The organism is Actinomadura meridiana, assembly GCF_039537545.1.
Taxonomy (GTDB): domain Bacteria; phylum Actinomycetota; class Actinomycetes; order Streptosporangiales; family Streptosporangiaceae; genus Spirillospora; species Spirillospora meridiana.
The window spans coordinates 486,964-508,491 of record NZ_BAABAS010000004.1 but is presented as its reverse complement, the minus strand read 5'-3'; the positions used below and the strand labels follow the sequence as shown (position 1 = coordinate 508,491).

20 protein-coding genes are annotated in these 21,528 nt (G+C 72.6%); 7 read left to right on the top strand and 13 right to left on the bottom strand.

What is annotated here, in order from left to right; genetic code table 11:
* Positions 1–13: 13 nt before the first annotated feature.
* Complete coding sequence (locus ABD808_RS06455) at positions 14–454, top strand: Lrp/AsnC family transcriptional regulator (protein WP_344891308.1); 441 nt, start codon at positions 14–16, stop codon at positions 452–454.
* 6 nt (positions 455–460) lie between these two features.
* Here the strand turns inward: ABD808_RS06455 and ABD808_RS06450 are convergent, their stop codons facing one another.
* The 10 genes from ABD808_RS06450 to ABD808_RS06405 form a co-directional block, all read right to left on the bottom strand.
* Entirely contained in the window at positions 461–1,459 is a 999-nt protein-coding gene (locus ABD808_RS06450) for an N-acetylglucosamine kinase (RefSeq protein WP_344892853.1), read from the bottom strand.
* Positions 1,459–2,715 carry a 6-phospho-beta-glucosidase gene (locus tag ABD808_RS06445; RefSeq protein ID WP_344891305.1) on the bottom strand — a complete coding sequence of 419 codons (1,257 nt, stop codon included), beginning with the start codon at positions 2,713–2,715 and terminating at the stop codon, positions 1,459–1,461. The genes ABD808_RS06450 and ABD808_RS06445 overlap by 1 nt, the downstream gene beginning before the upstream one ends.
* Positions 2,712–3,560 carry a carbohydrate ABC transporter permease gene (locus ABD808_RS06440; protein ID WP_344891303.1) on the bottom strand — a complete coding sequence of 283 codons (849 nt, stop codon included), beginning with the start codon at positions 3,558–3,560 and terminating at the stop codon, positions 2,712–2,714. The genes ABD808_RS06445 and ABD808_RS06440 overlap by 4 nt, the downstream gene beginning before the upstream one ends.
* Positions 3,557–4,537, bottom strand: coding sequence for a carbohydrate ABC transporter permease (locus ABD808_RS06435; RefSeq protein ID WP_344891300.1), 981 nt, complete (start codon positions 4,535–4,537; stop codon positions 3,557–3,559). Before ABD808_RS06435 ends, ABD808_RS06440 begins: the two co-directional genes overlap by 4 nt.
* A gap of 3 nt (positions 4,538–4,540) precedes the next feature.
* Entirely contained in the window at positions 4,541–5,872 is a 1,332-nt protein-coding gene (locus tag ABD808_RS06430) for an ABC transporter substrate-binding protein (protein WP_344891297.1), read from the bottom strand.
* Positions 5,873–5,927: 55 nt separating this feature from the next.
* On the bottom strand, positions 5,928–7,154 hold the full coding sequence (locus ABD808_RS06425; protein WP_344891294.1) for an ROK family transcriptional regulator: 1,227 nt from the start codon (positions 7,152–7,154) through the stop codon (positions 5,928–5,930).
* Between the two features lie 97 nt (positions 7,155–7,251).
* The gene (locus ABD808_RS06420) at positions 7,252–7,791 is read right to left on the bottom strand and encodes an FHA domain-containing protein (RefSeq protein ID WP_344891291.1); all 540 of its coding nucleotides are present in this window, start codon (positions 7,789–7,791) and stop codon (positions 7,252–7,254) included.
* Between the two features lie 137 nt (positions 7,792–7,928).
* Positions 7,929–9,002, bottom strand: a complete 1,074-nt coding sequence (locus ABD808_RS06415) for a DUF3616 domain-containing protein (protein WP_344891288.1) — start codon at positions 9,000–9,002, stop codon at positions 7,929–7,931.
* A 27-nt stretch (positions 9,003–9,029) separates the two neighbouring features.
* Positions 9,030–10,214: a cytochrome P450 gene (locus ABD808_RS06410; RefSeq protein ID WP_344891285.1), complete on the bottom strand. Its 1,185-nt coding sequence runs from the start codon at positions 10,212–10,214 to the stop codon at positions 9,030–9,032.
* A 66-nt stretch (positions 10,215–10,280) separates the two neighbouring features.
* On the bottom strand, positions 10,281–11,666 hold the full coding sequence (locus ABD808_RS06405; RefSeq protein WP_344891282.1) for a KamA family radical SAM protein: 1,386 nt from the start codon (positions 11,664–11,666) through the stop codon (positions 10,281–10,283).
* Positions 11,667–11,786: 120 nt separating this feature from the next.
* On the opposite strand from ABD808_RS06405, the gene kdd reads away from it, so the two are divergent.
* Positions 11,787–12,830, top strand: a complete 1,044-nt coding sequence (gene kdd / locus ABD808_RS06400) for an L-erythro-3,5-diaminohexanoate dehydrogenase (RefSeq protein WP_344891279.1) — start codon at positions 11,787–11,789, stop codon at positions 12,828–12,830.
* 49 nt (positions 12,831–12,879) lie between these two features.
* The gene (locus ABD808_RS06395) at positions 12,880–14,223 is read left to right on the top strand and encodes a DUF2252 domain-containing protein (RefSeq protein ID WP_344891276.1); all 1,344 of its coding nucleotides are present in this window, start codon (positions 12,880–12,882) and stop codon (positions 14,221–14,223) included.
* 80 nt (positions 14,224–14,303) lie between these two features.
* On the opposite strand, the gene ABD808_RS06390 is transcribed toward ABD808_RS06395, so the two are convergent.
* Positions 14,304–15,968 carry a SpoIIE family protein phosphatase gene (locus ABD808_RS06390; RefSeq protein WP_344891273.1) on the bottom strand — a complete coding sequence of 555 codons (1,665 nt, stop codon included), beginning with the start codon at positions 15,966–15,968 and terminating at the stop codon, positions 14,304–14,306.
* A gap of 100 nt (positions 15,969–16,068) precedes the next feature.
* Between ABD808_RS06390 and ABD808_RS06385 the strand changes: the two genes are divergently transcribed.
* The gene (locus ABD808_RS06385; RefSeq protein ID WP_344891270.1) at positions 16,069–16,866 is read left to right on the top strand and encodes an SAM-dependent methyltransferase; all 798 of its coding nucleotides are present in this window, start codon (positions 16,069–16,071) and stop codon (positions 16,864–16,866) included.
* 75 nt (positions 16,867–16,941) lie between these two features.
* On the opposite strand, the gene ABD808_RS06380 is transcribed toward ABD808_RS06385, so the two are convergent.
* Together ABD808_RS06380 and ABD808_RS06375 are read right to left on the bottom strand one after the other, a co-directional pair.
* Positions 16,942–17,529: a hypothetical protein gene (locus ABD808_RS06380; protein ID WP_344891267.1), complete on the bottom strand. Its 588-nt coding sequence runs from the start codon at positions 17,527–17,529 to the stop codon at positions 16,942–16,944.
* 2 nt (positions 17,530–17,531) lie between these two features.
* Positions 17,532–18,305 carry a bestrophin-like domain gene (locus ABD808_RS06375; protein WP_344891263.1) on the bottom strand — a complete coding sequence of 258 codons (774 nt, stop codon included), beginning with the start codon at positions 18,303–18,305 and terminating at the stop codon, positions 17,532–17,534.
* A gap of 271 nt (positions 18,306–18,576) precedes the next feature.
* On the opposite strand from ABD808_RS06375, the gene kamD reads away from it, so the two are divergent.
* The 3 genes from kamD to kal are packed head-to-tail and all read left to right on the top strand — an operon-like array spanning position 18,577 to position 21,463.
* Positions 18,577–20,199 carry a lysine 5,6-aminomutase subunit alpha gene (gene kamD / locus ABD808_RS06370; protein ID WP_344891260.1) on the top strand — a complete coding sequence of 541 codons (1,623 nt, stop codon included), beginning with the start codon at positions 18,577–18,579 and terminating at the stop codon, positions 20,197–20,199.
* Positions 20,196–21,071 carry a lysine 5,6-aminomutase subunit beta gene (kamE, locus tag ABD808_RS06365; protein ID WP_344891257.1) on the top strand — a complete coding sequence of 292 codons (876 nt, stop codon included), beginning with the start codon at positions 20,196–20,198 and terminating at the stop codon, positions 21,069–21,071. The genes kamD and kamE overlap by 4 nt, the downstream gene beginning before the upstream one ends.
* On the top strand, positions 21,068–21,463 hold the full coding sequence (gene kal, locus ABD808_RS06360) for a 3-aminobutyryl-CoA ammonia lyase (protein WP_344891254.1): 396 nt from the start codon (positions 21,068–21,070) through the stop codon (positions 21,461–21,463). The genes kamE and kal overlap by 4 nt, the downstream gene beginning before the upstream one ends.
* Positions 21,464–21,528: the final 65 nt, after the last annotated feature.

The window sequence follows — 21,528 nt, the reverse complement described above, 5'->3', positions numbered from 1 at the left end:
CTAGATTTCCCGCGTGGAGGAGATCGATCGTCAGATCATGGCGCTGCTGGCCGACGACGGGCGGATGAGCTTCACCGATCTGGCCAAGGAGACGGGCCTGTCGGTGTCGGCGGTCCACCAGCGCGTGCGGCGGCTACAGAAGCGCGGGGTCATCACCGGGTTCGCCGCCCAGCTCGACAGTACCCGGATCGGGCTGCCGCTGACCGCGTTCATCTCGATCAAACCGATCGACCCGGCGGCGCCGGACGACGCGCCCGACCGCCTCGCCCATCTGCGGGCGATCGAGGCGTGCCATTCGGTGGCGGGGGACGAGAGCTACATCCTCAAGGTGCGCGTGGCGTCCCCCAACGAGCTGGAGGACCTCCTGCAGAAGATCCGCGCCGCCGCGAACGTCGCGACGCGGACGACGGTCGTCCTCAGTACGCCCTGGGAGTCGCGCCGCCCCCCGCTCTGAAGAACGTCAGCCGGGCCGGCGGAATCCGGTGCGGAGCGTGTCGTGGGCGGCGGGCGGGGCGCCGGTGTGGTCCAGGGCGAGGAGCGCGGCGCCGAGCAGCGGGGGGTCTTCGGGGACGAGGAGCCGGGCACGGGGCGCGAGGTCGGCGTAGCGGGCGGCGACGGCGTCCATCAGCAGCGGACGGCGCGCGGCCAGCACCCCGCCGCCGAGGACGACGTCGGCCGGTTCGTCCAGCAGGTCCAGGCGGCGCAGCGCCACCGACCCGAGCACCGCGACCTCGTCGGCGAGCCGGGACACCACCTCGCGCGCCACGGCGTCGCCGTCCTCGGCGACGTCGAGCAGGACGGGCGCGAGTTCGGTGAGGCGGCCCTCGTCGAACTCGCCGAGATGGATGCCGAGACCGACGTCGATGGCGCGGGCGACACCGAAATAGGCGGCGACCGCGCCGGTCAGCGCCGTCTCGGGGCCGCGTCCGTCCTCTCCGCGGATGCCGTGCCACAGCGCCGCGCGGCCCAGCGAACCGCCGCCGCCCCAGTCGCCGGTGTGGTGCCCGAGCGACGGGAAACGGGCGGTGCGGCCGTCGGGCCCGACGCCCGCGCAGTTGATGCCCGCCCCGCACACGACGGCGACGCCCCAGCCCGCCGTGACGGCGCTGCGCAGCAACGCGAACGTGTCGTTGCCGACGGCGACGTTCGCCGCCGCGCCCCGGCTGAGCAGCAGTTTCTGGAGACGTTCCTCCTCGCCGGGCAGGTCCACGTTGGCCATGTAGGCGGCCAGGTGCGTCACCTCTCCGGGCAGGGCGCCCGCGCGGCGCAGCGCGGCGTCGATGACGGCCGACAGCGCGTCGAGCGCGGCGTCCAGCCCGGTGGTCTGCGGGCGGAACCCGTCGCCGCGGACGGTGGCGAGCAGCTCCCCGCCGGACCCGACGACGGCCGCGTCGGTCTTGCTGTTGCCGCCGTCGACGGCGACCAGCACGCCGCCCGGCGTCTTCTCGTCGACGTCCATCACACGGCCCAGGGGAGGTGGGCGCGGTTGGCGGCCACCAGGTCGCGGGCGAGACGGTCGGCGACGTCGGTCTGCCCGATCAGGGGGTGCGCGAGGAGCGCCGCGGCGACACGGTCCACGCCGCCGCGCAGGGCCGCGTCCAGCGCCAGCTCCTCGTAGGCGGACACGTGCGCGATCAGCCCCGCGAACAGCGGCTCGATGGGCGGGACGGGCAGCGGCACCGCCCCCGACGCGGTGATCCGCGCCGGGACCTCGATGACCGCGCGGTCGTCCAGGAAGGGGAGCGTGCCCCGGTTGCGGACGTTCACGACCTGCGCGTCCCCGCGTCCCGTCAGCAGGGACGCGGCGAGCTGCACGGCGGCCTCGGAGTAGAACGCGCCGCCGCGTTCCTCCAGCCGCGCGGGCTTGGTGTCCAGCGCCGGGTCGGCGTACAGGGTGAGCAGGTCGCGTTCGAGCGCGGCGACCTGCTCGGCCCGCGACGGCGCGCCCCGCTGCTCCTCCACCACACGGTCGTGCTGGTAGAAGTACCGCAGGTAGTACGACGGGACGGCGCCCAGCCCCCGCAGGAACTGCGCGGGCATCCCGGACAGCTTCGCCAGGTCGTCGGGATGGTCGGCGAGGATGTGCGGCAGGACGTCCTGACCGTCCAGCAGCACCGACCGCACCCACGTGAGGTGGTTGAGGCCGGCGTGGCCGAGGCTCACCCGGTCGGCCGGGACGTCCAGCAACGCGGCCGCGCGCCGCTGGAACCCGATCGCGACGTTGCACAGCCCGACCGCGCGGTGGCCCGCGTCCAGCAGCGCGCGGGTGACGATGCCGACCGGGTTGGTGAAGTCGACGATCCAGGCGTTCGGGGCGAGGTCGGCGACGCGGGCGGCGATGTCCAGGACGACCGGGACGGTCCGCAGGGCCTTGGCGAGCCCGCCGGCTCCGGTCGTCTCCTGCCCGACGCAGCCGCACTCCAGGGGGAGCGTCTCGTCGACGTGGCGGGCGGCCTGCCCGCCGACGCGCAACTGCACCAGCACCAGCGTCGCGTCGGCGACGGCCTTGTCGAGGTCGGACGTGGTCGTCACGGTCGCGGGATGCCCCGCGCGGGCCAGCATCCGGGCCGCGACGCCGCCGACGAGCCCGAGCCGTTCGGCGTCCGGGTCGTGCAGCACCAGCTCCGACACCGGCAACGCGGTGTGCGCCCGCGCGAGCCCGTCGACGAGTTCCGGGGTGTAGGTGGACCCACCCCCGATGACAGTCAGCTTCAACCCTTCACTCCCGTCAAGGTCACACCCTGGATGAACACGCGCTGGGCGAGGAAGAACACGATCAGCACCGGCAGGATCGTCAGGAGCGTCGCCGCCATGGTGAGGTTCCACTCGACGCGGTGCGCCTGGCGGAACGTGGCGACGCCGATCGCGAGGGTCCAGTGGTCGGGGTCGGCGTAGACGAGCGGCCGGAAGTAGTCGTTCCAGCAGTAGAAGAACTGGAACAGCGCGACCGCCGCCAGCGCCGGTTTCGCCATCGGCAGGACGACCCGCAGCATCGTGCGCAGCTCCCCGCAGCCGTCGACGCGGGCCGCGTCGGCGTACTCGCCGGGGATCGTCACGAGGAACTGGCGGAGCAGGAAGATGGAGAACGCGTCCCCGAACAGCTGCGGGATGATCAGCGGCCACAGCGTGCCGGTCAGGTCGAGCCGCGCCCACACGATGTACAGCGGCACCATCGTGACCTGCGGCGGGAGCATCATCGCCGAGATCACCACGACGAACGCCGCGTTGCGGCCGCGGAACCGGAACCGGGCCAGCGCGTACGCGACCGGGACGCTGGACACCAGCATGAACACCGTCGACAGGCTCGCGTACACGAGGCTGTTGACCGTCCAGCGGACCATGTCGCCGCTGAACACGTCGACGAAGTTCCCGAAGTGCCACTCACGCGGCCACAGGTCGTCGCTCAGCGCCTGCCGGTCGCTCATCACGGCCGTCAACGCCATGAACACCAGCGGCGCCAGGAACATCACGGCGATGGCGACGGCGGTCGCGTGCACCGCGACCCACAACAACATCCGGCGGCCCCTGCCGCCCGCCCTCAACGAGGCTGAGTGGCTCATCGGGCCTCCTCACCAGCAAAGGCACGGAACCTACGGAGCAGGAAAAGGGTGAACACCATCGCGACAGCGAAGATCACCAGTGCCTGGACGCAGGCGTAGCCCATGTTGAACTGCCGGAACCCCTGGTCGTACAGGGTCTGGGGGAGGGTCAGCGTGGACCCGTCCGGGTAGCCGGGCGCGTACTGGGTGCCGGGCAGGTCCGCGCGCCCGGACGCGACCTTCCCCGCCACCATCGGCTGCGTGAAGTACTGCAACGTCTCTATGACGCCGGTGACGGCGGAGAACGCCAGCACGGGCGAGATGGTCGGCAGAGTGATGTGCCGGAACCGGTGCCACGCGCCCGCGCCGTCGATCGAGGCCGCCTCGTACAGCGAGCGCGGCACGTTCAGCAGCGCCGCCAGCATGATGATCATGACGTCGCCGACCGCCCAGACCGCGAGGAGGGCCAGCCCCGGTTTGGCCCAGGCCGCCTCGTTGAAGAAGTCGGGCAGCGAGATCCCGAGCCGGTCGGTGATCGTCTGCGCCGGGCCGGTGCCGGGGTTCAGCAGGAACACGAACACGACGGTCGCCGACACCGGCGGGATCAGGTACGGCAGGTACAGGATGGAGCGCAGCACGCCCCCACCCGCCTTGATCTTGGTGAGGAGCTGCGCGACGCCGAGCCCGAACAGGACCCGCAGCGGCACCAGCACCACGACCAGCCACAGCGTGTTCCGCATTCCCTCCCACGCCTGGTCGTCGCGCAGCAGGTAGGAGTAGTTGTCCCACCCGACGTACTCCAGCGTGAACAGGTTGTAGCGGGTGAAGGAGAAGTAGACGGTGGCGGCCAGCGGGTAGGCGAAGAACAACCCGAAACCGACCAGCCACGGAGACAGGAACGCCAGCACGCGGAGCCGCCGGCGGCGGCGCGCCCGCGCCGCCGCCGTCCCGGTCCGCGTCCCGCCGGTGAAGGGGAGGCGCAGTGAGCCGGGTGTCACGGATCAGCCCCCGGCGAGCTTCAGCGCGTCGTCGACCTCGCCGTCGAGCTTGGTGAGCGCGGGCTTGAGGTCGCCGACCTTGCCGGGCTCCCATTCCTCCTGGACGAACTTCTGGAACCGCACCACGTAGTCGTTGCCGTTCGGCGTGGGCGGGGTGGTGGTGCTCGCCTGGTGCTTGAACACGTCCAGGAACGTCTTGAACTGCGGCGGCAGCGTCAGCTTCGGCGACGACAGCGACGCGATCGTGGACGGGACGTTGCCCAGCGCGTTGGCGAACGTGACCAGCGCGTCGGTGTTGGTCGTGAGGTAGTTGAGGAACTCCCAGGCGGCCTGCGCGTGCTTGGCGCCGCGCGGGATCCCGATGACGGTGCCGATGACGAACCCGCCCCCGTACGCGGTGGCGCGGGAGTCGGAGACCGGCGCGGGCGCGGTGCCGTAGTCCAGCTTGGGCGCCTCCTCCTGGATGAACTTGGTGCGCCACTCACCGTCGACGGCCATCGCGACCTTCCCCTTCTGGAAGGGGTTGGACGCCTCGAACTCCTGGCCCAGCGACCGCAGGAACTTCTTGACGTTGTCGTAGCCGTACCAGTCGATGAGCTCCTTGTTCCACTTCAGGTACTCGGTGAAGGCGGGGTCGTTGGCGAAGTTCGCCTTGCCCTGACCGTCCAGCCACGTCACGCCGAACTGGGACGCGAGGTGCTGCGCCTGGTGCTCGTAGTACTGCGCGGACGGCATGAACCCGGCGACCTTGATGGTGCCGTCGGGGTTGCGGACGGTGAGCTTCTTGGCCAGCGCGGTCAGCTCGCTCATCGTCTTCGGCGGCTGCTCGCCCTTCATCAGCGCCTTGTTGTAGTAGAGGCCGTAGGCGTCGGCGAGCAGCGGCATCGCGCACCGGGTGCCCTTGTACTCGGTGTACTGCTGGACGGCCTGCGGGAACTGGTTCAGGTCCAGTTTCGACTTGGCGATGTAGGGGCCGAGGTTCTGCCAGGCGCCGCTCTTGCACCACTGCCCGACGCTGTCGGTGGTGAACGACGACACCACGTCCGGCGGGTTCCCGCCGCGGATGGCGTTGGTGATGCGCTCGTCGGTCTGGCCCTTGACGAGCTTGACGGTGATGTTGGGGTGGATCTTGTTGAACCCGGCGACGGCGTCCTCGAACGCCTTGACCTCGTGGGGGGCGTTCCAGCCGTGCCAGACCTCGATGGTCTGCTTCTCGTCGGCCTTCGGCCCCCCGCTGGAGGAGTCGTCGCTGCCCGCCGTACAGGCGGCGGTGAGGCCGAGCGTCACGGCGGCCAGTGCCGCCGTGACCCGGCGCGTGATGGTGGTGGGAGGCACTCCGGTTCTCCTTCAGGGGTGGGACGGCCGTCGCGGTCGTCAGGGGACGGGGGCTCTAGGGGACGGTGCTGGAGAACATCTCGTCGCGGGTCTCCCGGAGCGCCTGTTGCAGCGCCCCGGCCAGGACCGGGTTGCCCCGGACGGTGCTGAGCCGCACCCCGGGGCGGGGGATCGTCAGGCTGTGCAGGTGCTGCTCGACGCGGTCCCGGAGCGGTTCACCCCCCGCGAGCAGGACGTCTCCGGTGAGCACGACGAGGGCGGGGTCGAGGACGCCCACGACGGTGGCGAGCGTGACGCCGAGCCGCGTGGCCAGTTCGGTGAGGGCCCGTTCGGCGCGGGCCCCCGCGTCAGTGGCGGTGCGCCGCGCCCCGGTAGATGTGGTGCCGACGTCGGCGGCGGCGCGGCCGAGCGCGGTGGCGGCGTCGCGGCCGCGGAACCCGTGCTCGCGCATCAGCTTCAGGACGGCGGCGCCGCCGGTGAGGCTGTGCACGGCGCCGGTGTGGGTGCGGCGCACGTCCCGCATCAGCGGGGCGCCGACGGCGGGCATGTAGCCGATCTCGCCCGCGCCGCCCGTCGCGCCGCGGTGCAGGGCGCCGTTCAGCACGATGGCCATGCCGACGCCGTCGGCGACCCACAGCAGCACGAAGTCCCCGGCCCCGGCGGCCTGCCCCCGCGCGCGTTCCGCGAGCGCGGCGAGGTTGACGTCGTTCTCGATCGCGATCCGCACGCCGAGGCCGCCGCCGAGCGTCGCGACCAGGTCGGGGATGTGCCAGCCGGGGATGTGGGAGGCGTAGCCGAGCCGTCCCGTGGCGGGGTCGACGGCGCCCTGGATGCCGATCACGGCGCGGCCGAGGCCGGTCCGGTCCAGCCCGGCCGCGGCGGCGGCGCCGTCGAGCGCGGCGGCCATCCGGGCGACGACGTCCACGCCGGTGCGCTCCGGGGTCGGGAGGGTGTACTCGCCGACGACGGTCCCCTCCAGGTCGGCGACGCTGACGCGGATCCGCGCCGGGGTGACGTCGGCGCCCGCTACGTGCGCGGCGGACCCGTTGATCCGGTACAGCCCGGCGGTGCGTCCCGGGAGGCCCTCCCGGATGCCGTCCCGGACGACGAGCCCCGCCGCCTCCAGCCGCACCAGCAGCTGCGAGGCGGTCGGCTTGGAGATCCCGGTGAGGTCGGAGATCTGCGGCCGGGTCAGCGGCCCCCGGTCCAGCAGCGCCTCCAGCGCCGCGCGGTCGTTGATCGCCCGCAGCAGGCTGGGCGTCCCCGGGACGGGTGCCGGCACGGCGCCTCCGTGATGAGAGTCCGCGTTAAGAAGGTTTCCTAACTATGGAGGGCAAAAGTAAGGACTCTTAACGATCACGTCAACACCCGCGGCCGAATCAGGGCGCGGTGACGATGAAGCTGGAGTTGCCGAATCCGACCTCGTCGCCGGGCCGCACGCGCGACGGGCCGGTCAGCCGCCACCCGTTCACGCGGGTGCCGTTCATCGACCCGAGGTCGGAGATCATCCAGCCCTCGTCGGCGCGGTAGATCTCGGCGTGGAACCGGGAGACGGTGAGGTCGGTGAGGACGAACTGGCAGCCGGGGGCGCGGCCCACGACGATGCGCCGGAGGTCACCGGGCGGCAGCGTGAAGCGGGGCAGCCGCGGCGCCCGCCAGGCCGCCTCGATCCGCGCCGTCACCTGCGACAACGACGACACGATGCCGGTCAGCCGGTTGATCACCCGGTTGCCGGGCGGCAGGTCGTGGACGATGTCGGCCAGCTCGGCCTGGCTGCGGGCCCGCAACACCTGGTCGACGCGGCGCTCGAACGTCTCGTCCGACATCCGGCCCTCGGCGACGCGGTCGCTGAGGGCGCGCAGCGCGCGATCCCGTTCCGTGTCGGACGCTCTCACCGGGAATGAGGGCTGACCGTCCATAGTCGTGAGTATCCAGTCCCCATCGTCGGCTGTCCAGAAATGGCCGTGGCATGGGGGCGCGCGGGCTCTCCGCCCGCCCTCCACCTCTTCGACGCCGGACGCGACCCGAAAGTTCGCGCCACGACCACTCGGCGCGACTACCCGGGGAGGGTCACGACGTCGGCGAGGACACCGCCGCCGGTGGTGAGCCGCTTCGGCGACGGGCTGTCGTAGACGATCAGGACGCGGGTGCCGGGGCCCTCGTCCAGGACGGCGATGCCCTCGGCGTGGTCGTCGCCGTCGCCGTGCGGCAGGTCGCCCAGCACCTCCAGCTCGCCGGCGGGGACGATCTCGGCCGCGTCGGTCCTGGCCGCGTTCCGCCACCGCACGACCCGCACCGGGCCGTCCAGGTCCATGCTGGGGCCGGTGAGGACGAGCAGGTCGTCGCCGTGCGGGCACAGGTCGCGGATGCCGAGGCCGCGCAGGTCGAGAAAGTGCGTCCGGTACAGGTCCCTGCCGTCGCCGACGGGCAGGGGCCGCAGTTTCCGCGGGTCGCTCGGATCCGCACCGGGACGGATCTCGACCAGCACCGCCCAGCCGCGCAGCACCGGCCCGCGCAGCCCGATGTAGAGGCGGTCGCCGTGCGCGGCGACGCCCTCGATGTCGATGCCGTTGTCCTTGCTCGGGATCGACAGGAACGGCGCCAGGTGCGGGTCGTCGGCGAGCAGGTCGGTGATGGAGTCGCCGTCCAGGCCGAGGACGGCGGCGGTGCGGTCGCCGTCCTCGCGGACGACGCGGGGCAGCCCGTCGTCGCCGGTCACCAGGGGGAGCCGCGCCAGGATGTACCGGTTGTCCTCGCGGACGACCGTGGCCAGGCGCTTGCGGGACTTGGCGTCGCTCTGCCCCGGCTTGATCTTCTTGCGCTTGAGGCTGTGCGAGCCGACCGCCCACAGCCAGCCGTTGGACCGGCCGAGGCCCTCGATGTCGGCCTCCTCGTCCGCCCCGGCGGGCAGCGGCACCAGGTCGGCCAGCGCGATCGTGGCCTGGGCGTCGTAGCCGGTGACGCGGCCGTCGGCGTCGACGGTGGCGGTGAGCCGCTCGATGGTGGCGGTCTCGTCGCCCGCCACCCACAGGCAGCGGCCGTCCTGGCGTACGGCGGACAGATTGGTGTGCGTCTCCGCTTCCCGGCTCTCGACTCCGAAGCGCAGTTCGACCTGGCGTTCCACGATCATTCGCAAATGCTCCCATAACGGGGAGGGTCAGGTGTCCCACCGGACATGCAGATACATCGGCTTGCGGAAGACGAGGCCGTGCGGGCGCGCCGGGCGGGACGGGTCGAGCCGGAGGCCGGGCAGCCGGTCCAGCAACGCGGTGAGGGCGGTGCGCGCCTCCAGCCGGGCCAGGGGAGCGCCGAAGCAGAAGTGCGGGCCGTGCGCGAACGCCAGATGGTCGGCGACATTGCTCCGCCGCACGTCGAAGCGGTCGGGGTCGGCGAACACCGCCGGGTCGCGGTTCGCCCCGGCGATCGACACGCGGACGAGGTCACCGGTGCGCACGGCCGTCCCGCCGAGGTCCGCGTCACGGGTGGCGTACCGGTCGAGGACCGACGCGGACGGCTCGATCCGCAGCGACTCCTCGATCGCGGCGGGCAGCAGCTCGCGGTCGGCCAGCACGAGCCGCAGCTGGTCGGGATGTTCGAGCAGGTGCAGCACCGCGTTGGCGATCATGCCCTCGGTGGTGTCGATGCCGCCGAACATCAGGATCGCGGCGTTCGCGACGACCTCCGCCGTGGTCAGGCCCGCCTCGTCCCGCGCGGCCCCGGCCAGCGGCGAGTCGGGACGGGACGCGCGGATCGCGTCCTCCACGGCGGCGGTGAGCAGCTCGTACGCCTCGCCCGCCGCGGGCGGTGCCGTGCCACCGGCGGTGATCGCCGAGACGGCGTCGACGAACGCGCCGTACCAGGCCCGGACGGTCGCCGCGTCCACCCCGTCCAGCCCGAGGGCCTCGGTGACGACCGCGACGGCCAGTGGCCCCGCCAGCTCGCCGCGCAGCTCGGCGCGGCCCGCCGGGGCGAGGCCGTCGACGAGCCGCGCCGTCTCGGCCTCGACGAACGCGGTGAACCGTTCGCGGGTCCTGGCGGGACGCAGCGGGCGGGCGAACGGGTCGCGGTGCCGGGCGTGGACGGGCCCGTCCAGCGACAGCATGCTCGGCCCGACGACCTGCGCGGTGGAGAAGCGGGGGTCGTCCACGGTGAACGTCTCGGCGTCGCGGAGCACGCGCAGCGCCAGCGCGTGGGAGGTCACCAGCCAGCCGCCGAGCGCGGGGAGCCAGGAGACCGGTTCGCGGGCCCGCAGCCGCGCCAGATGGGGGTGCGGGTCGTCCTCCAGTGCGGCGGCGGTGACGGCCGCGCCGAGCGGGAACCGGCAGGTCAGATCGGAGGTCACCGGTCCGAGCATAGGCGTCCCGCTTAATGATCTACAATGTAAAGGCATCGGGCGGTGGGCGCGATCTCACGCGGCCTGGGTCTGGTCCCGCCACCACTCCTGACCGCGCTCCGGAAGCGTGTAGATCGGGTCGTGGTACTCGTACCGGCGGGTCAGCGCGTCCGGGTCGGAGGCCTCCAGGCCAGTGCGGTAGTTCTTCGTCCAGTAGGAGACGCCACGTTCGCGGTCGTACCCGGCGAGCTGGTGCACCCAGCGTTTGCCAACGTAGGGGACGTCGCACACGATCCGCGGGGTGGCGAAGCCGGGCAGGTAACCCATGATCGCGTGCTGGAGTTCCTGGGCCTCCCAGACCGCGAGCCGCCAGTGCTCGCTGTAGGGGATCATGTCGCACATGTACAGGTAGTACGGCATGATCGCGGCCTCGTCGAGCAGCGCGAACGACAGGTCGAGCAGCGCGGCGGGGGAGTCGTTCACCCCGCGCAGCAGCACGCCCTGGTTGCGGACGTCCCGGATCCCGGTGTCGAGCATCGCGCGCGCGGCCTTCGCGACGAGCGGCGTCACCGACTGCGCGGCGTTGACGTGGGTGTGGATCGCGATCTGGGCGCCGCGCTCGTGGGCCTTGGTGGCGAGGCGTTCCATTCCGGCGCGGACGTCGTCCTGGAGCCAGTGCTGCGGCAGGCCCATGAGCGCCTTGCTGGCCAGCCGGATGTCGCGGATGTTGTCGATGTCCAGCAGGGACGCGACGAACGACTCCAGCCGGGGCCACGGCATGTTGGCGACGTCGCCGCCGGACACGACCACGTCGCGGACGCCGGGTGTGCGGCGCAGGTAGTCGAGCATCGCGCCGAGCCGGTCCGGCGGCCGGACGGTGAACTTGTGCTTGTCGACGTTGGCGGTGGAGTTGCCGACGAGGTCCATGCGGGTGCAGTGGCCGCAGTACTGCGGGCAGGTCGGCAGGATCTCGGCGAGCACCTTGGTGGGGTAGCGGTGGGTGAGGCCCTCGACCGCCCACATCTCGGCCTCGTGCAGCGAGTCGCGGGCGGCGTGCGGGTGGGACGGCCAGTCGGTGCGCCGGTCGCTGAACACCGGCAGCATGTAGCGGCGGACGGGGTCGGCGTAGAAGGCGTCGGTGGACGAGACGTCCATCGTGTTCAGCATCTGCGGGGGCAGCAGCATCGACATCGTGGCGCGTTCGGCCTGGTCGCGTTCCAGGTCGGCGTAGAACCGCTCGTCCAGCAGGTCGCCCATGAGCTGGCGGAGCTGCCGCAGGTTCTTCACGCAGTGGGCGCGCTGCCACTGCGCCGACTCCCACTCGTCGCGGGTGACGTCGCGCCATCCGGGCAGGCGCCGCCAGTCGGGCTCCTCCAGGGGGCGCCGCCGGTAGACGTAGGGCTGGGGTTCGGTCCCGTCGGACGGGGCGGTGCCCGCGTCCGGATGCAGAGCAGTGGCCATGGTCGACCGTCTCCTCGCCTCACTAGGTCGCATAAAAATCTTGTATAAGGCCGACGTTACGGGAAGACTTTCGCTGAAACCAGTAGCATCCAGAATATCTTACGTAAGGAGGGGTGGGGGATGGGGATGCGTGACGGCTCCGCCGTGGGCCTGCACCGGGTACTGGAGCCCCAGGGGGTGCTGCCGCAGGCCGCGCTGCGGCTGGACACCGACCCGGCGATCCGTCCGGACGAGGTCCGCGTCGCGGTCGAGCGCCTCAACCTGGACGCCGCGTCCTACCGGCAGTTGCACACCGCGCACGGCGGCGACCCGGACGCGATCCGCGCCGAGGTGCTGCGGATCGTCACCGAGCGCGGCAAGATGCACAACCCGGTGACCGGGTCGGGCGGCATGCTCGTCGGCGTCGTCGACGCGGTCGGCCCGGACTCGCCGCTCGGCCTAGCGCCCGGCGACCGGATCGCCACCCTGGTCTCCCTCACCCTCACGCCCCTCGCGATCACCGACGGGCTGGCCCGCTGGGACGGCCGGTCCGAGCAGGTGCCCGCCGAGGGCCACGCCATCCTGTTCGCCCGGTCCATCGCGGCCGTGCTGCCGGATGACCTGCCCGTCCCGCTGGCCCTCGCCGTGATGGACGTGTGCGGCGCGCCCGCCCTCACCCACCGGGTCGTCGCGTCCCATGAAGGCGGGCCCGTCGTCGCGGTGCTGGGCGCGGCGGGCAAGAGCGGCTGCCTGTCGCTGGCCGCCGCCCGCCGCGCCGGAGCGTCCCGCCTGATCGGGCTGGTGCCCACCGCGGCGGAGGAGGAGCGGCTCGCCGCGACCGGCCTCGCCGACACGGTCGTGCGCGCCGACGCCCGCGACCCCGTCGCCGTCGCCGCCGCCATCGGGGAACCGGTGGACGTGACCGTCGTCTGCGTCGACGTGCCGGGCTGCGAGCACGGCGCGATCCTGGCGACCGCGCCCGGCGGGACCGTCGTGTTCTTCTCGATGGCGACGTCGTTCCCGGCCGCCGCGCTCGGCGCCGAGGGGCTGGCCGCCGACGTCACGATGCTCATCGGGAACGGCTACGTCCCCGGGCACGCCGCCGCCGCGCTCGACCTGGTCCGGTCGGAACCGGGCGTCCGTGCGCTGTTCACCTCCCGGACCGGCGGCGATTCGGCACAATGATCGGGAACGCCCCGGAAGCGGCGGGGTGCACGATCATGAGGGAGACAGCATGGGGAGCATCATCGAGGATCTGCGCGGCCGTGACGCGAAGGCGCGGCAGAAGCAGATCGTCGACGTCCTGGTCGAGACGTTCTCGGACCTGATGGAACGCAGCCCCGCCGAGTTCCGCCGCCGCTTCCGCAAGATGGCCTCCGACCCGTTCGCGTTCTACCGGGGCAGCGCCTGCCTGTTCTACGCCGACATCGTCCACGACGACGACCCGTGGGCCGACGAGCGCACGTCCCGCGTGTGGATCCAGGGCGACCTGCACGCGCAGAACTTCGGCACCTACATGAACGACGACGGCGTGTTCGTCTTCGACGTCAACGACTACGACGAGGCCTACGTCGGGCACTTCACCTGGGACGTCAAGCGGCTCGTGGCGAGCCTGGCGCTGCTGGCGTGGCAGAAGGCGATCTCCGACGCCGACATCCGGCGGCTCATCGAGACCTACGTGCGCGCCTATGTCGACCAGGTCCGCAAGTTCGCGGCGCACGGTGAGGACGACAGGACCGACGAGAAGTTCGCGTTGACGCTCGACACCACCGACGGGTACGTCCGGGACGTGCTGGTCGCCGCGATGGGCGGCACCCGCATCGGGCTGCTGGAGGGCATGACGGTCGTGGACGGCCCCGACCGCCGCTTCCGTGACCGGGCCGGTGTCCGCCGTCTCGGCGACGAGGAACGCGCCAAGGTCGAGGCCGCCTACCGGGAGTACCTGGCGACCATCCCCGCCGAGAAGCGGTTCGGCAGCCTCACCTACGAGATCAAGGACATCGTCGGCGCGTCCGGGTTCGGGATCGGGTCGGCCGGGCTGTCGGCGTACAACATCCTGGTCGAGGGCAACACGCAGGCGCTGGAGAACGACGTCGTGCTGTCGATGAAGCAGGGCAACGTCGCCGCGCCCAGCCGAGTCGTCGACGACCCGCGCATCGCCGAGTACTTCCAGCACCACGGCCACCGCACGGCCGTGTCGCGCCGCGCGTTGCAGGCCAACAGTGACCCGTGGCTCGGCCACACCCAGATCGACGGCGTCGGCTACGTCGTCCAGGAACTGTCCCCCTACGAGGAGGACCTGGACTGGGGCGGCCTCACCGAGCCGGACGAGATGCTGTCGGTCCTGGACGACCTCGGCCGCGCCACCGCGAAGGTGCACTGCGTGTCCGACAGCGACTCCGACCACACCCTGGTCGGCTTCCAGGTCGAGGACGCCATCGACGCCGTCATCGGGCCGGACGAGTCGGCGTTCGTCGAGGCCATGGTCGCGTTCGGCACCGGCTACGCCGACATCGTCCGCGACGACCATGCGTTTTTCGTCGACAGTTTTAGGAATCACGAGATCACCGGCCTGTAGCCCAGGCGCGCCGTCCCGCGCCGCCAGGCCATCGGGCCGTCCCGCGCCACCAGGGCGCCGGGCCAGTCCGTCCCGCCGGGTCAGACGGGGCGGATGAGCAGCAGCGCGATGTCGTCCCGGCCCTGCTGGTCGGACAGCAGGGCCAGGACGCCGTCGGCGGTGTCCTCCAGCTCGGCCGACTGCGAGGCGACCAGCGCCGACGCCAGGCGCGCGATGCCCTCGTCGACGCTGCGGCGGCGGCTCTCGACCAGCCCGTCGGTGTAGAGGGCGAGGGTCGCGCCGGGCGGGACCGCCGCCGGGACCTGCTGGTACGCGGGCGGGTGCGCCGGGTCGGACACGCCGAGCGGGAGGCCGTGCGGGACGGCGAAGTGCCGCACCGTCCCGTCCGGGAGGGCCAGCAGCGGCGGCGGATGCCCGGCGGACGCCACCTCGCAGCGCCGGTTCGCCGGATCGCACACCAGGCACAGGCAGGTCGCGAACTGGGCGGCGCGCAGATCCTGCGCGATCGCGTCGAGGCGCTCCAGCACCTCGGCGGGCGGGAACCGGCAGCCGACCAGGGTGTGCGCGGCGACCCGCAGCTGGCCCATCGCCGCGGCGGCGGTGACCCCGTGCCCGACCGAGTCGCCGACCACCACGGAGATCCGGCCGCCGGGCAGCGCCACCACGTCGTACCAGTCGCCGCCGACGCCGCTGCCCGCGGGCAGGTAGCGGTGCGCGATCTCCAGCCCGGGCGGCGCGGCGATCGCGGTGGGCACCAGGCTCGCCTTCAACGCCGTCGCGGTGCGGTGCTCGCGCCGGAACAGGCAGGCGTTGTCGATGCACGTCGCGACGCGCGCGGCGAGCTCGGCGGCCAGCGCGGTGTCGGCCCCGGTGAACGGCGGGCGGCCGCGTTTGCGGCTGAACACCGCGAACCCCAGTGGCCGCCCCCGCGCCACCAGCGGCACCGCCAGCAGCGACACATGGTCGAGGAGCCCGTCGATGAGGCGGCCGGTGCGGTGCGCGAGGGTGTCCTGGACGGCGTCGCCGCCGAACTCGACCATCCGGCCGGTGGCCAGGCACCGCGCGTACGGCGTGGACGGCGGGTAGACGATCACCTCGTTGACGGGGAACTCGCGGGCCCAGCCGCGCGGGTCGTCGTCGGCGAAGGTCACCGCGATGCGGCGCACGACGGCCGACCCGTCCGCCTCGGGCGCGGGCCCGTCGTCGTCGGCGAGGAGCCGTTCCAGCACGTACACGGCGCAGGCGTCGGCGAACCGGGGGACGGTCACCGCGACCGTCTCGCGGGCCGTCAGGTCGAGTTCCAGGGTGGAGCCGATGCGGCGGCCCGCCTCGGTCAGCAGTTCCAGGCCCCCGGCCCACGGCGGGGTCACGGTCAGCGCGACGGCGACGTCGCCGCCCTCGACGGTCATCGGCTCGCACGCCACCGTCACGCCCTCGGCGGCGCGTCCGGGTGTGCCCGCCGCGCCGCCGTTCGCGCGGCCGTCCGGCGCGTCGCCGTCGTCCGGGGGCAGCACGCCCGTCCAGGGGCGGCCCCGCGCGGCCCGGCCGAGCGCGTCAAGGAGCGGCCCGGCGGCGGCGGGCCCGCACGGCAGTTCGGCCAGCAGGTCGGTGAACGGCGTCCCGACGGCCTCGCCGGGGCTACGGCCGAACAAGCGGGCGGCGCCCTCGCTCCATCCGGTGATCCGGCCCTGCGGGGTCAGCAGCACGGTCACCGGCGCGGCCTGCCGGAGGAGTCGTTCGGACATCGGTGTTCACCGTTCCGGTAGGCCGGGCCCGTCCGGGCGGAACCGCGTACGCTGGGTCCCTCCCGCGAACGGTGCCCCTCGGTCAAAGGGAGACGGATGCATGGGCTCTGAGTGGATTCCACCCGAAGTCGACGGTCAGAGACCCAGCGTCGCACGGGTGTACGACTTCCTGCTCGGCGGTGACCACAATTTCGTGTCCGACCGCGAACTGGCCACCGGTCTGCTGCGCGTCGAACCGCAGGCGCGGGAGCTGGCGCTGGCGAACCGGGCGTTCCTGCGGCGCGCCGTCCGCGTCGCCGCCGAGGCGGGCGTCCGCCAGTTCGTCGACATCGGGTCGGGCATCCCCACGCAGGGCAACGTGCACGAGGTCGCGCAGGGCGTCGACCCGTCCGCGCGGGTGGTGTACGTCGACAACGACGACGTGGCCGTCGCGCACAGCCGCGTGATCCTGACGGGCAACGACCGGGCCACGGTGCTGCGCGCCGACATGCGGCGCCCGGCCGGCATCCTGGCCGACCCCGCCCTGCGGGGCCTGCTCGACCTGTCCGAGCCGGTCGCGTTCCTGCTGGTCGCGGCACTGCACCTGCTCACCGACGCCGACGATCCCGGCGCGGTCGTCGCCACCCTGCGGGACGCCTGCGCGCCTGGCAGCCATCTGGTCATCTCGCACATCACGCACGAGGCGCGGCCGGGGAAGGCCGCGGCGATCGGGAAGCTCTACGACCGGGCCAGCTCCCCGGCGGTGTCGCGTTCCCACGAGGAGATCCTGCGGTTCTTCGACGGCTGGGACCTGCTCGACCCCGGCCTGGTGTACGTCCCGCTGTGGCGCCCGGACGACGGCGAGTCGGTGGCCGAGCCGGAGCGGTTCCTGATGCTCGGCGGCACGGCCCGCCGCTAGCCCCGCCGTCAGCCCCGCGATGGGCCGCGCCGCGCTCATGGCGTTCCGCCGGTGATCATCGCGCCGTGGTCGGGGTCAGCGGGCGAACGCGACGGCGGCGCCCGCGCTGATGACGATCGCGATGACCACCACGACCAGCGTCGTGCGCAGCGGATCACGGCGTTGCGGCGGTTTGCTGTGGGCCTGCGGCATCGTGTGCGCCGCGGTCGTGGCGGGCGGGGACGGCCGTTGCCGCGTCGGCGTCGGCCGTGGGGGAGCGGGCGTCACGGCCACGGCCCGCCGGGTCGGTGTGGGCCGCGTGGTGGGCTGCGGTTCGGTCGGTGGCGGTGGCGGCGGCTTCGTCACGCTCGGCGTCACGGTCGGCGGCGGCGGTGGTGGTGGAGGGATCGGCGTTGTCGGTGGGGGAGGTGGCGGCGGCGGCGGGTGTTGTGGCGGGGGCGGGACGCAGGGGTGCCCGGGATGGTCGGGATGCCCGAGGTGGACGCCGATTCCCAGGTCGATCTCGACGTGGACGCAGATGCTGATCCGCGGGTGCGGGATCGGCTCCGGTCGCGGGTGTGGGTGCGCGTCGGTGGCGAGCGCGGGCGCGGGGAGCGCCAGCGCGGCGGCGGGCAGGACCGTCAGCATCGCCAGGGTGAGGGCACGGGCGCGGGCGCGGCGCACGGTCAGCCTCCCGCCTGGATGCGTTGCAGGTCGGTGTGCAGGCTCGTGAAGGCGTCCGGGCCCACGGCGAGGGCCCCGTTGAACACGTGCGAGATGTCGACCGTCAGGTACGTCCCGGCGGCCAGCAGCGCGGCCATCAGCGACAGCGGCACCAGCGTCATCCCGCGCGGCCGGGCCCCGGAGAAGAACGGCAGCAGCATGACCACGACGCCGGTGGCGATCGTGACGACGAGCAGCCCCGCGGGCGGGGAGGTGTCGGCGTCCACGGCGCGCTGGCGGCGTGCCGCGGAGATCTCGCCGAGGTGGATCAGGACGGTGCCGCGCGCGTCCTTGATCTCGTCGTCGCCGCTCGGCTGGATGGCGATGACGTCGCGGCGCAGCCCGTCCAGCCGCGCCCAGCCCTCGGGGCTCAGCTTCCCGTCGGAGCGCATCAGCTTCCACTCGGGGCCGCGGACGAGGTCGACGTACTCGCGCAGTTCCAGCCGGACGCGCTGGGCGTCGGCCGGAGGCAGCCGCGCGGCGGCCCAGTACGCCTCGGAGACCGCCTGGCTCTCGGTGTAGGTGTTGGACGACGCGGCGTCGGCCGTCGTCCACGGCACGATGACGGCGATGGCGATGGCGAGCAGGAAGAGCGCCGACAGCATCGCGCCGGTGTGGCCGGTGGTGGGGCCGTCGGGGTCGCCGTCGGCGATGCCCGCGCGGGCCCTGCGCAGCAGCACGCTCGCCGTGAGTACGACGCCGACGGCGCAGGTAGCGGCCGCTAAATAGATGATCATTGCTCTCCCTGGGCGGACCCGCCATTACTTCGCGTGATTGTAGTTTTACTTATGGTCGCGGAGGGCGCTTCGGTGCGTTACTCACCAACAGGTGAGGTGACCGGTCAGTCAGGAAAGGGGGATCTGGCCCCTGTTGGCTGTAACGGGGGACCAACTGATAGTTCTTGTTAAATACTGGGTTCATGCCGGAAAATCTTCGGTAGAGATCTCGATATGGCGGATGATTGACGGATCCCGCCCGTTACGGGCGGCCGTGTGAGGGGAGACGGCGATGACGCCCCAGGGAAAGCTGGACCTCGATCCGGAGGCGGTGCGCACCGCCCGGCGGCTGGCCGCCCGCGCCGCCGAGCCCATCATCGAGATGGCCCGCACCCACACCACCGTGTCCGTCGAACGGGCCCTGCTGCGCCTGGCCGGGCTCACCGGCGCCGACGACGCCGGACGCCCCTGGGCCAACCACCTCGCCGACGCCGTCCGCGACCAGGTCGGCCTGGAGCACGGCGTCGCCCTGCCCGTCTGGGACGCGCTGCTCACCGGCCCGCACCGCACCCTCGGCGACCTGGCCGGAGCCGCCGCCCGGGGCCGCGTGTCGTTCCGCCTGCCCACCGGATCCGACGCGACGCGCGCCCACACGGCGGCGACCGGGGCGGCGCGGGCCGGGATCGGCCGCATCGACCGCCGCCGCGCCGAACGCGACCGCCTGCTGCGCGAACTGCCGCCGCCCGACGCCGCCGACCCGCCCCGGCCGCTGATCTACCTGATCGTGGCGACCGGCGACATCTACGAGGACATCCCGCAGGCGCAGGCCGCCGCCCGCGAGGGCGCCGACGTCGTCGCGGTGATCCGCTCCACCGGCCAGTCGCTGCTCGACTTCGTCCCCGAGGGCGCCACCCGCGAGGGCTACGCGGGCACCTACGCGACCCGGGAGAACTTCCGGCTGATGCGGGCCGCGCTGGACGAGGTGTCCCGCGAACTCGGCCGCTACGTGCGGCTGACGAACTACGCGTCCGGGCTGTGCATGCCGGAGATCGCGACGCTCGCCGGTCTCGAACGCCTCGACATGATGCTGAACGACTGCATGTACGGGATCATCTTCCGCGACATCAACCCGCGCCGGACGTTCATCGACCAGCGGTTCTCGCGGCAGATCCACGCTCGCGCCGGGATCGTCATCAACACCGGCGAGGACAACTACCTCACCACCGCCGACGCCGTCGACGCCGCGCACACCGTCGTCGTCAGCCAGTTGCTCAACGAACGGTTCGGCCACGAGGCGGGCCTGTCGGACGCGCAGCTCGGCCTCGGTCACGCCTTCGAGATCGACCCCGCGGTGCCCGAGTCGTTCCGGCTGGAACTCGCGCACGCCCAACTCGTCCGGGAGCTTTTCCCCGCCGCGCCGCTGAAGTACATGCCGCCGACCAAGCACATGACCGGCAACATCTTCGCCGGGTACCTGCTGGACGCCTTCTTCAACCTGGCCGGGGTGCTGACCGGGCAGTCGATCATCCTGATCGGGATGATGACCGAGGGCATCCACACCCCGTGGCTGTCGGACCGCGACCTGGCGCTGGAGAACGTCCGGTACGTCCGCGGCGCCTGCGGCGACCTCGCCGAGGACTTCATGCCCCGCCCGGACGGCATGCTCGTCCAACGCGCGAAGCGGGTGCTGGCCGAGTCGGTGGACCTGCTCGGCCGCGTCGCCGACGACGGCCTGCTGAACGCCATCGCCGAGGGCACGTTCGGCATCACCCGCCGTCCCCCGGACGGCGGCAAGGGCCTGGACGGCGTCGTCCCCCGCGCCGACGGGTACGTCAACCCCGCGATCGAGATCCTCGACACCGAGGACCCGCACGCCGCCCGCCCGACCGCCGCCGACCAGGAGGTGCCCGTATGACCATCGAGAGCCCCGGGCCCGGCCTCGGCACCGGGACGAAGGCCCCCGCCGACCCGGCCGCACCCACCGAACCGGCCGACGCGCGGCAGGTGATCCGCCCCTACGGCGACACCACCGGCGACGGCATGGTGCAGATGTCGTTCACCCTGCCCGTCCCTGCCGGGAAACGCGCCGAGGCCGCCGCGCTGCAACTCGCCGGGAAGATGGGCCTGGAACCCGCCAGCGTCGTCCACAGCAAGCCGATGGGCCCCGACTACACGTTCTTCATCGTGTACGGGAAGGCCGGGCACCTCATCGACTACGCGTCCATCCCCGTCCCACCGGAGCGCGCCTACCCGCTGCTGACGTCCCAGGAGGTGAACCTGGCCATCCGCGGCGCCCTGAACCGGCGGCTGGTCGTCGTGGGCGCCTGCATCGGCACCGACGCGCACACCGTCGGGATCGACGCGATCCTCAACGTCAAAGGATTCGCGGGGGAGAAGGGCCTGGAGTACTACCGCGAGATCCAGGTGGTGAACATGGGCGCGCAGGTGACCGTCGCGGAACTGGTGGAACGCGCGAAGGCCGAGAACGCCGACGCCGTCCTGGTGTCGCAGGTCGTCACGCAACGCAACGCGCACCTGCACAACACCAAGCAGATGGCCGCCGCGTTCCACGCCGAATACCCGACCGCCGTCGCCGGGGGGATGGGACGGCCGCTCCTGGTCGTCGGCGGCCCCCGCTTCGACACCGTCACCGAGGCCGACCTCGGCGTCGACCGGATCTTCGGCCGGGGCACCACGCCCGCCGAGGTCGCCAGCTACCTCGTGCACGCCCTGCTGCCCAGCGAGCCGCGCGAGGACGAGGAGAACGAGGAGGACGCGGGCCAGTGAGCGATCCGCGCGAGGGGCTGACCGTCACGCACCGCCGGTACATCCCCTACTCCCACGCCCACTACGCGGGCGACCTGGTCGACGGCGCCTACGTCCTCGGGCTGTTCGGGGACGCCGCGACCGAGCTGTGCGTCCGCACCGACGGCGACGAGGGGCTGTTCGCCTCCTACTCCGACGTGCAGTTCCGCGCCCCCGTCCGGGCCGGGGACGTCCTGGAGACCAGCGCCGTCCTCGTCCGCGCCGGGACCCGCAGCCGCGTCATGGACTTCGAGGCCCGGGTGGTGTGCCGAAGCCGTCCCGGCGGGTCCGGATCGGCGGCCGAGGCGCTGCCCGAACCGATCGTCGCGGTCACCGCGACCGGTACCGTCGTCGTGCCCCCGCCGGCCAACTGACCACCCGGTCGCATATCATGATCGCCCAGCTCCGGGGGCCAATTCGACCCTCCTTGCGATCATGG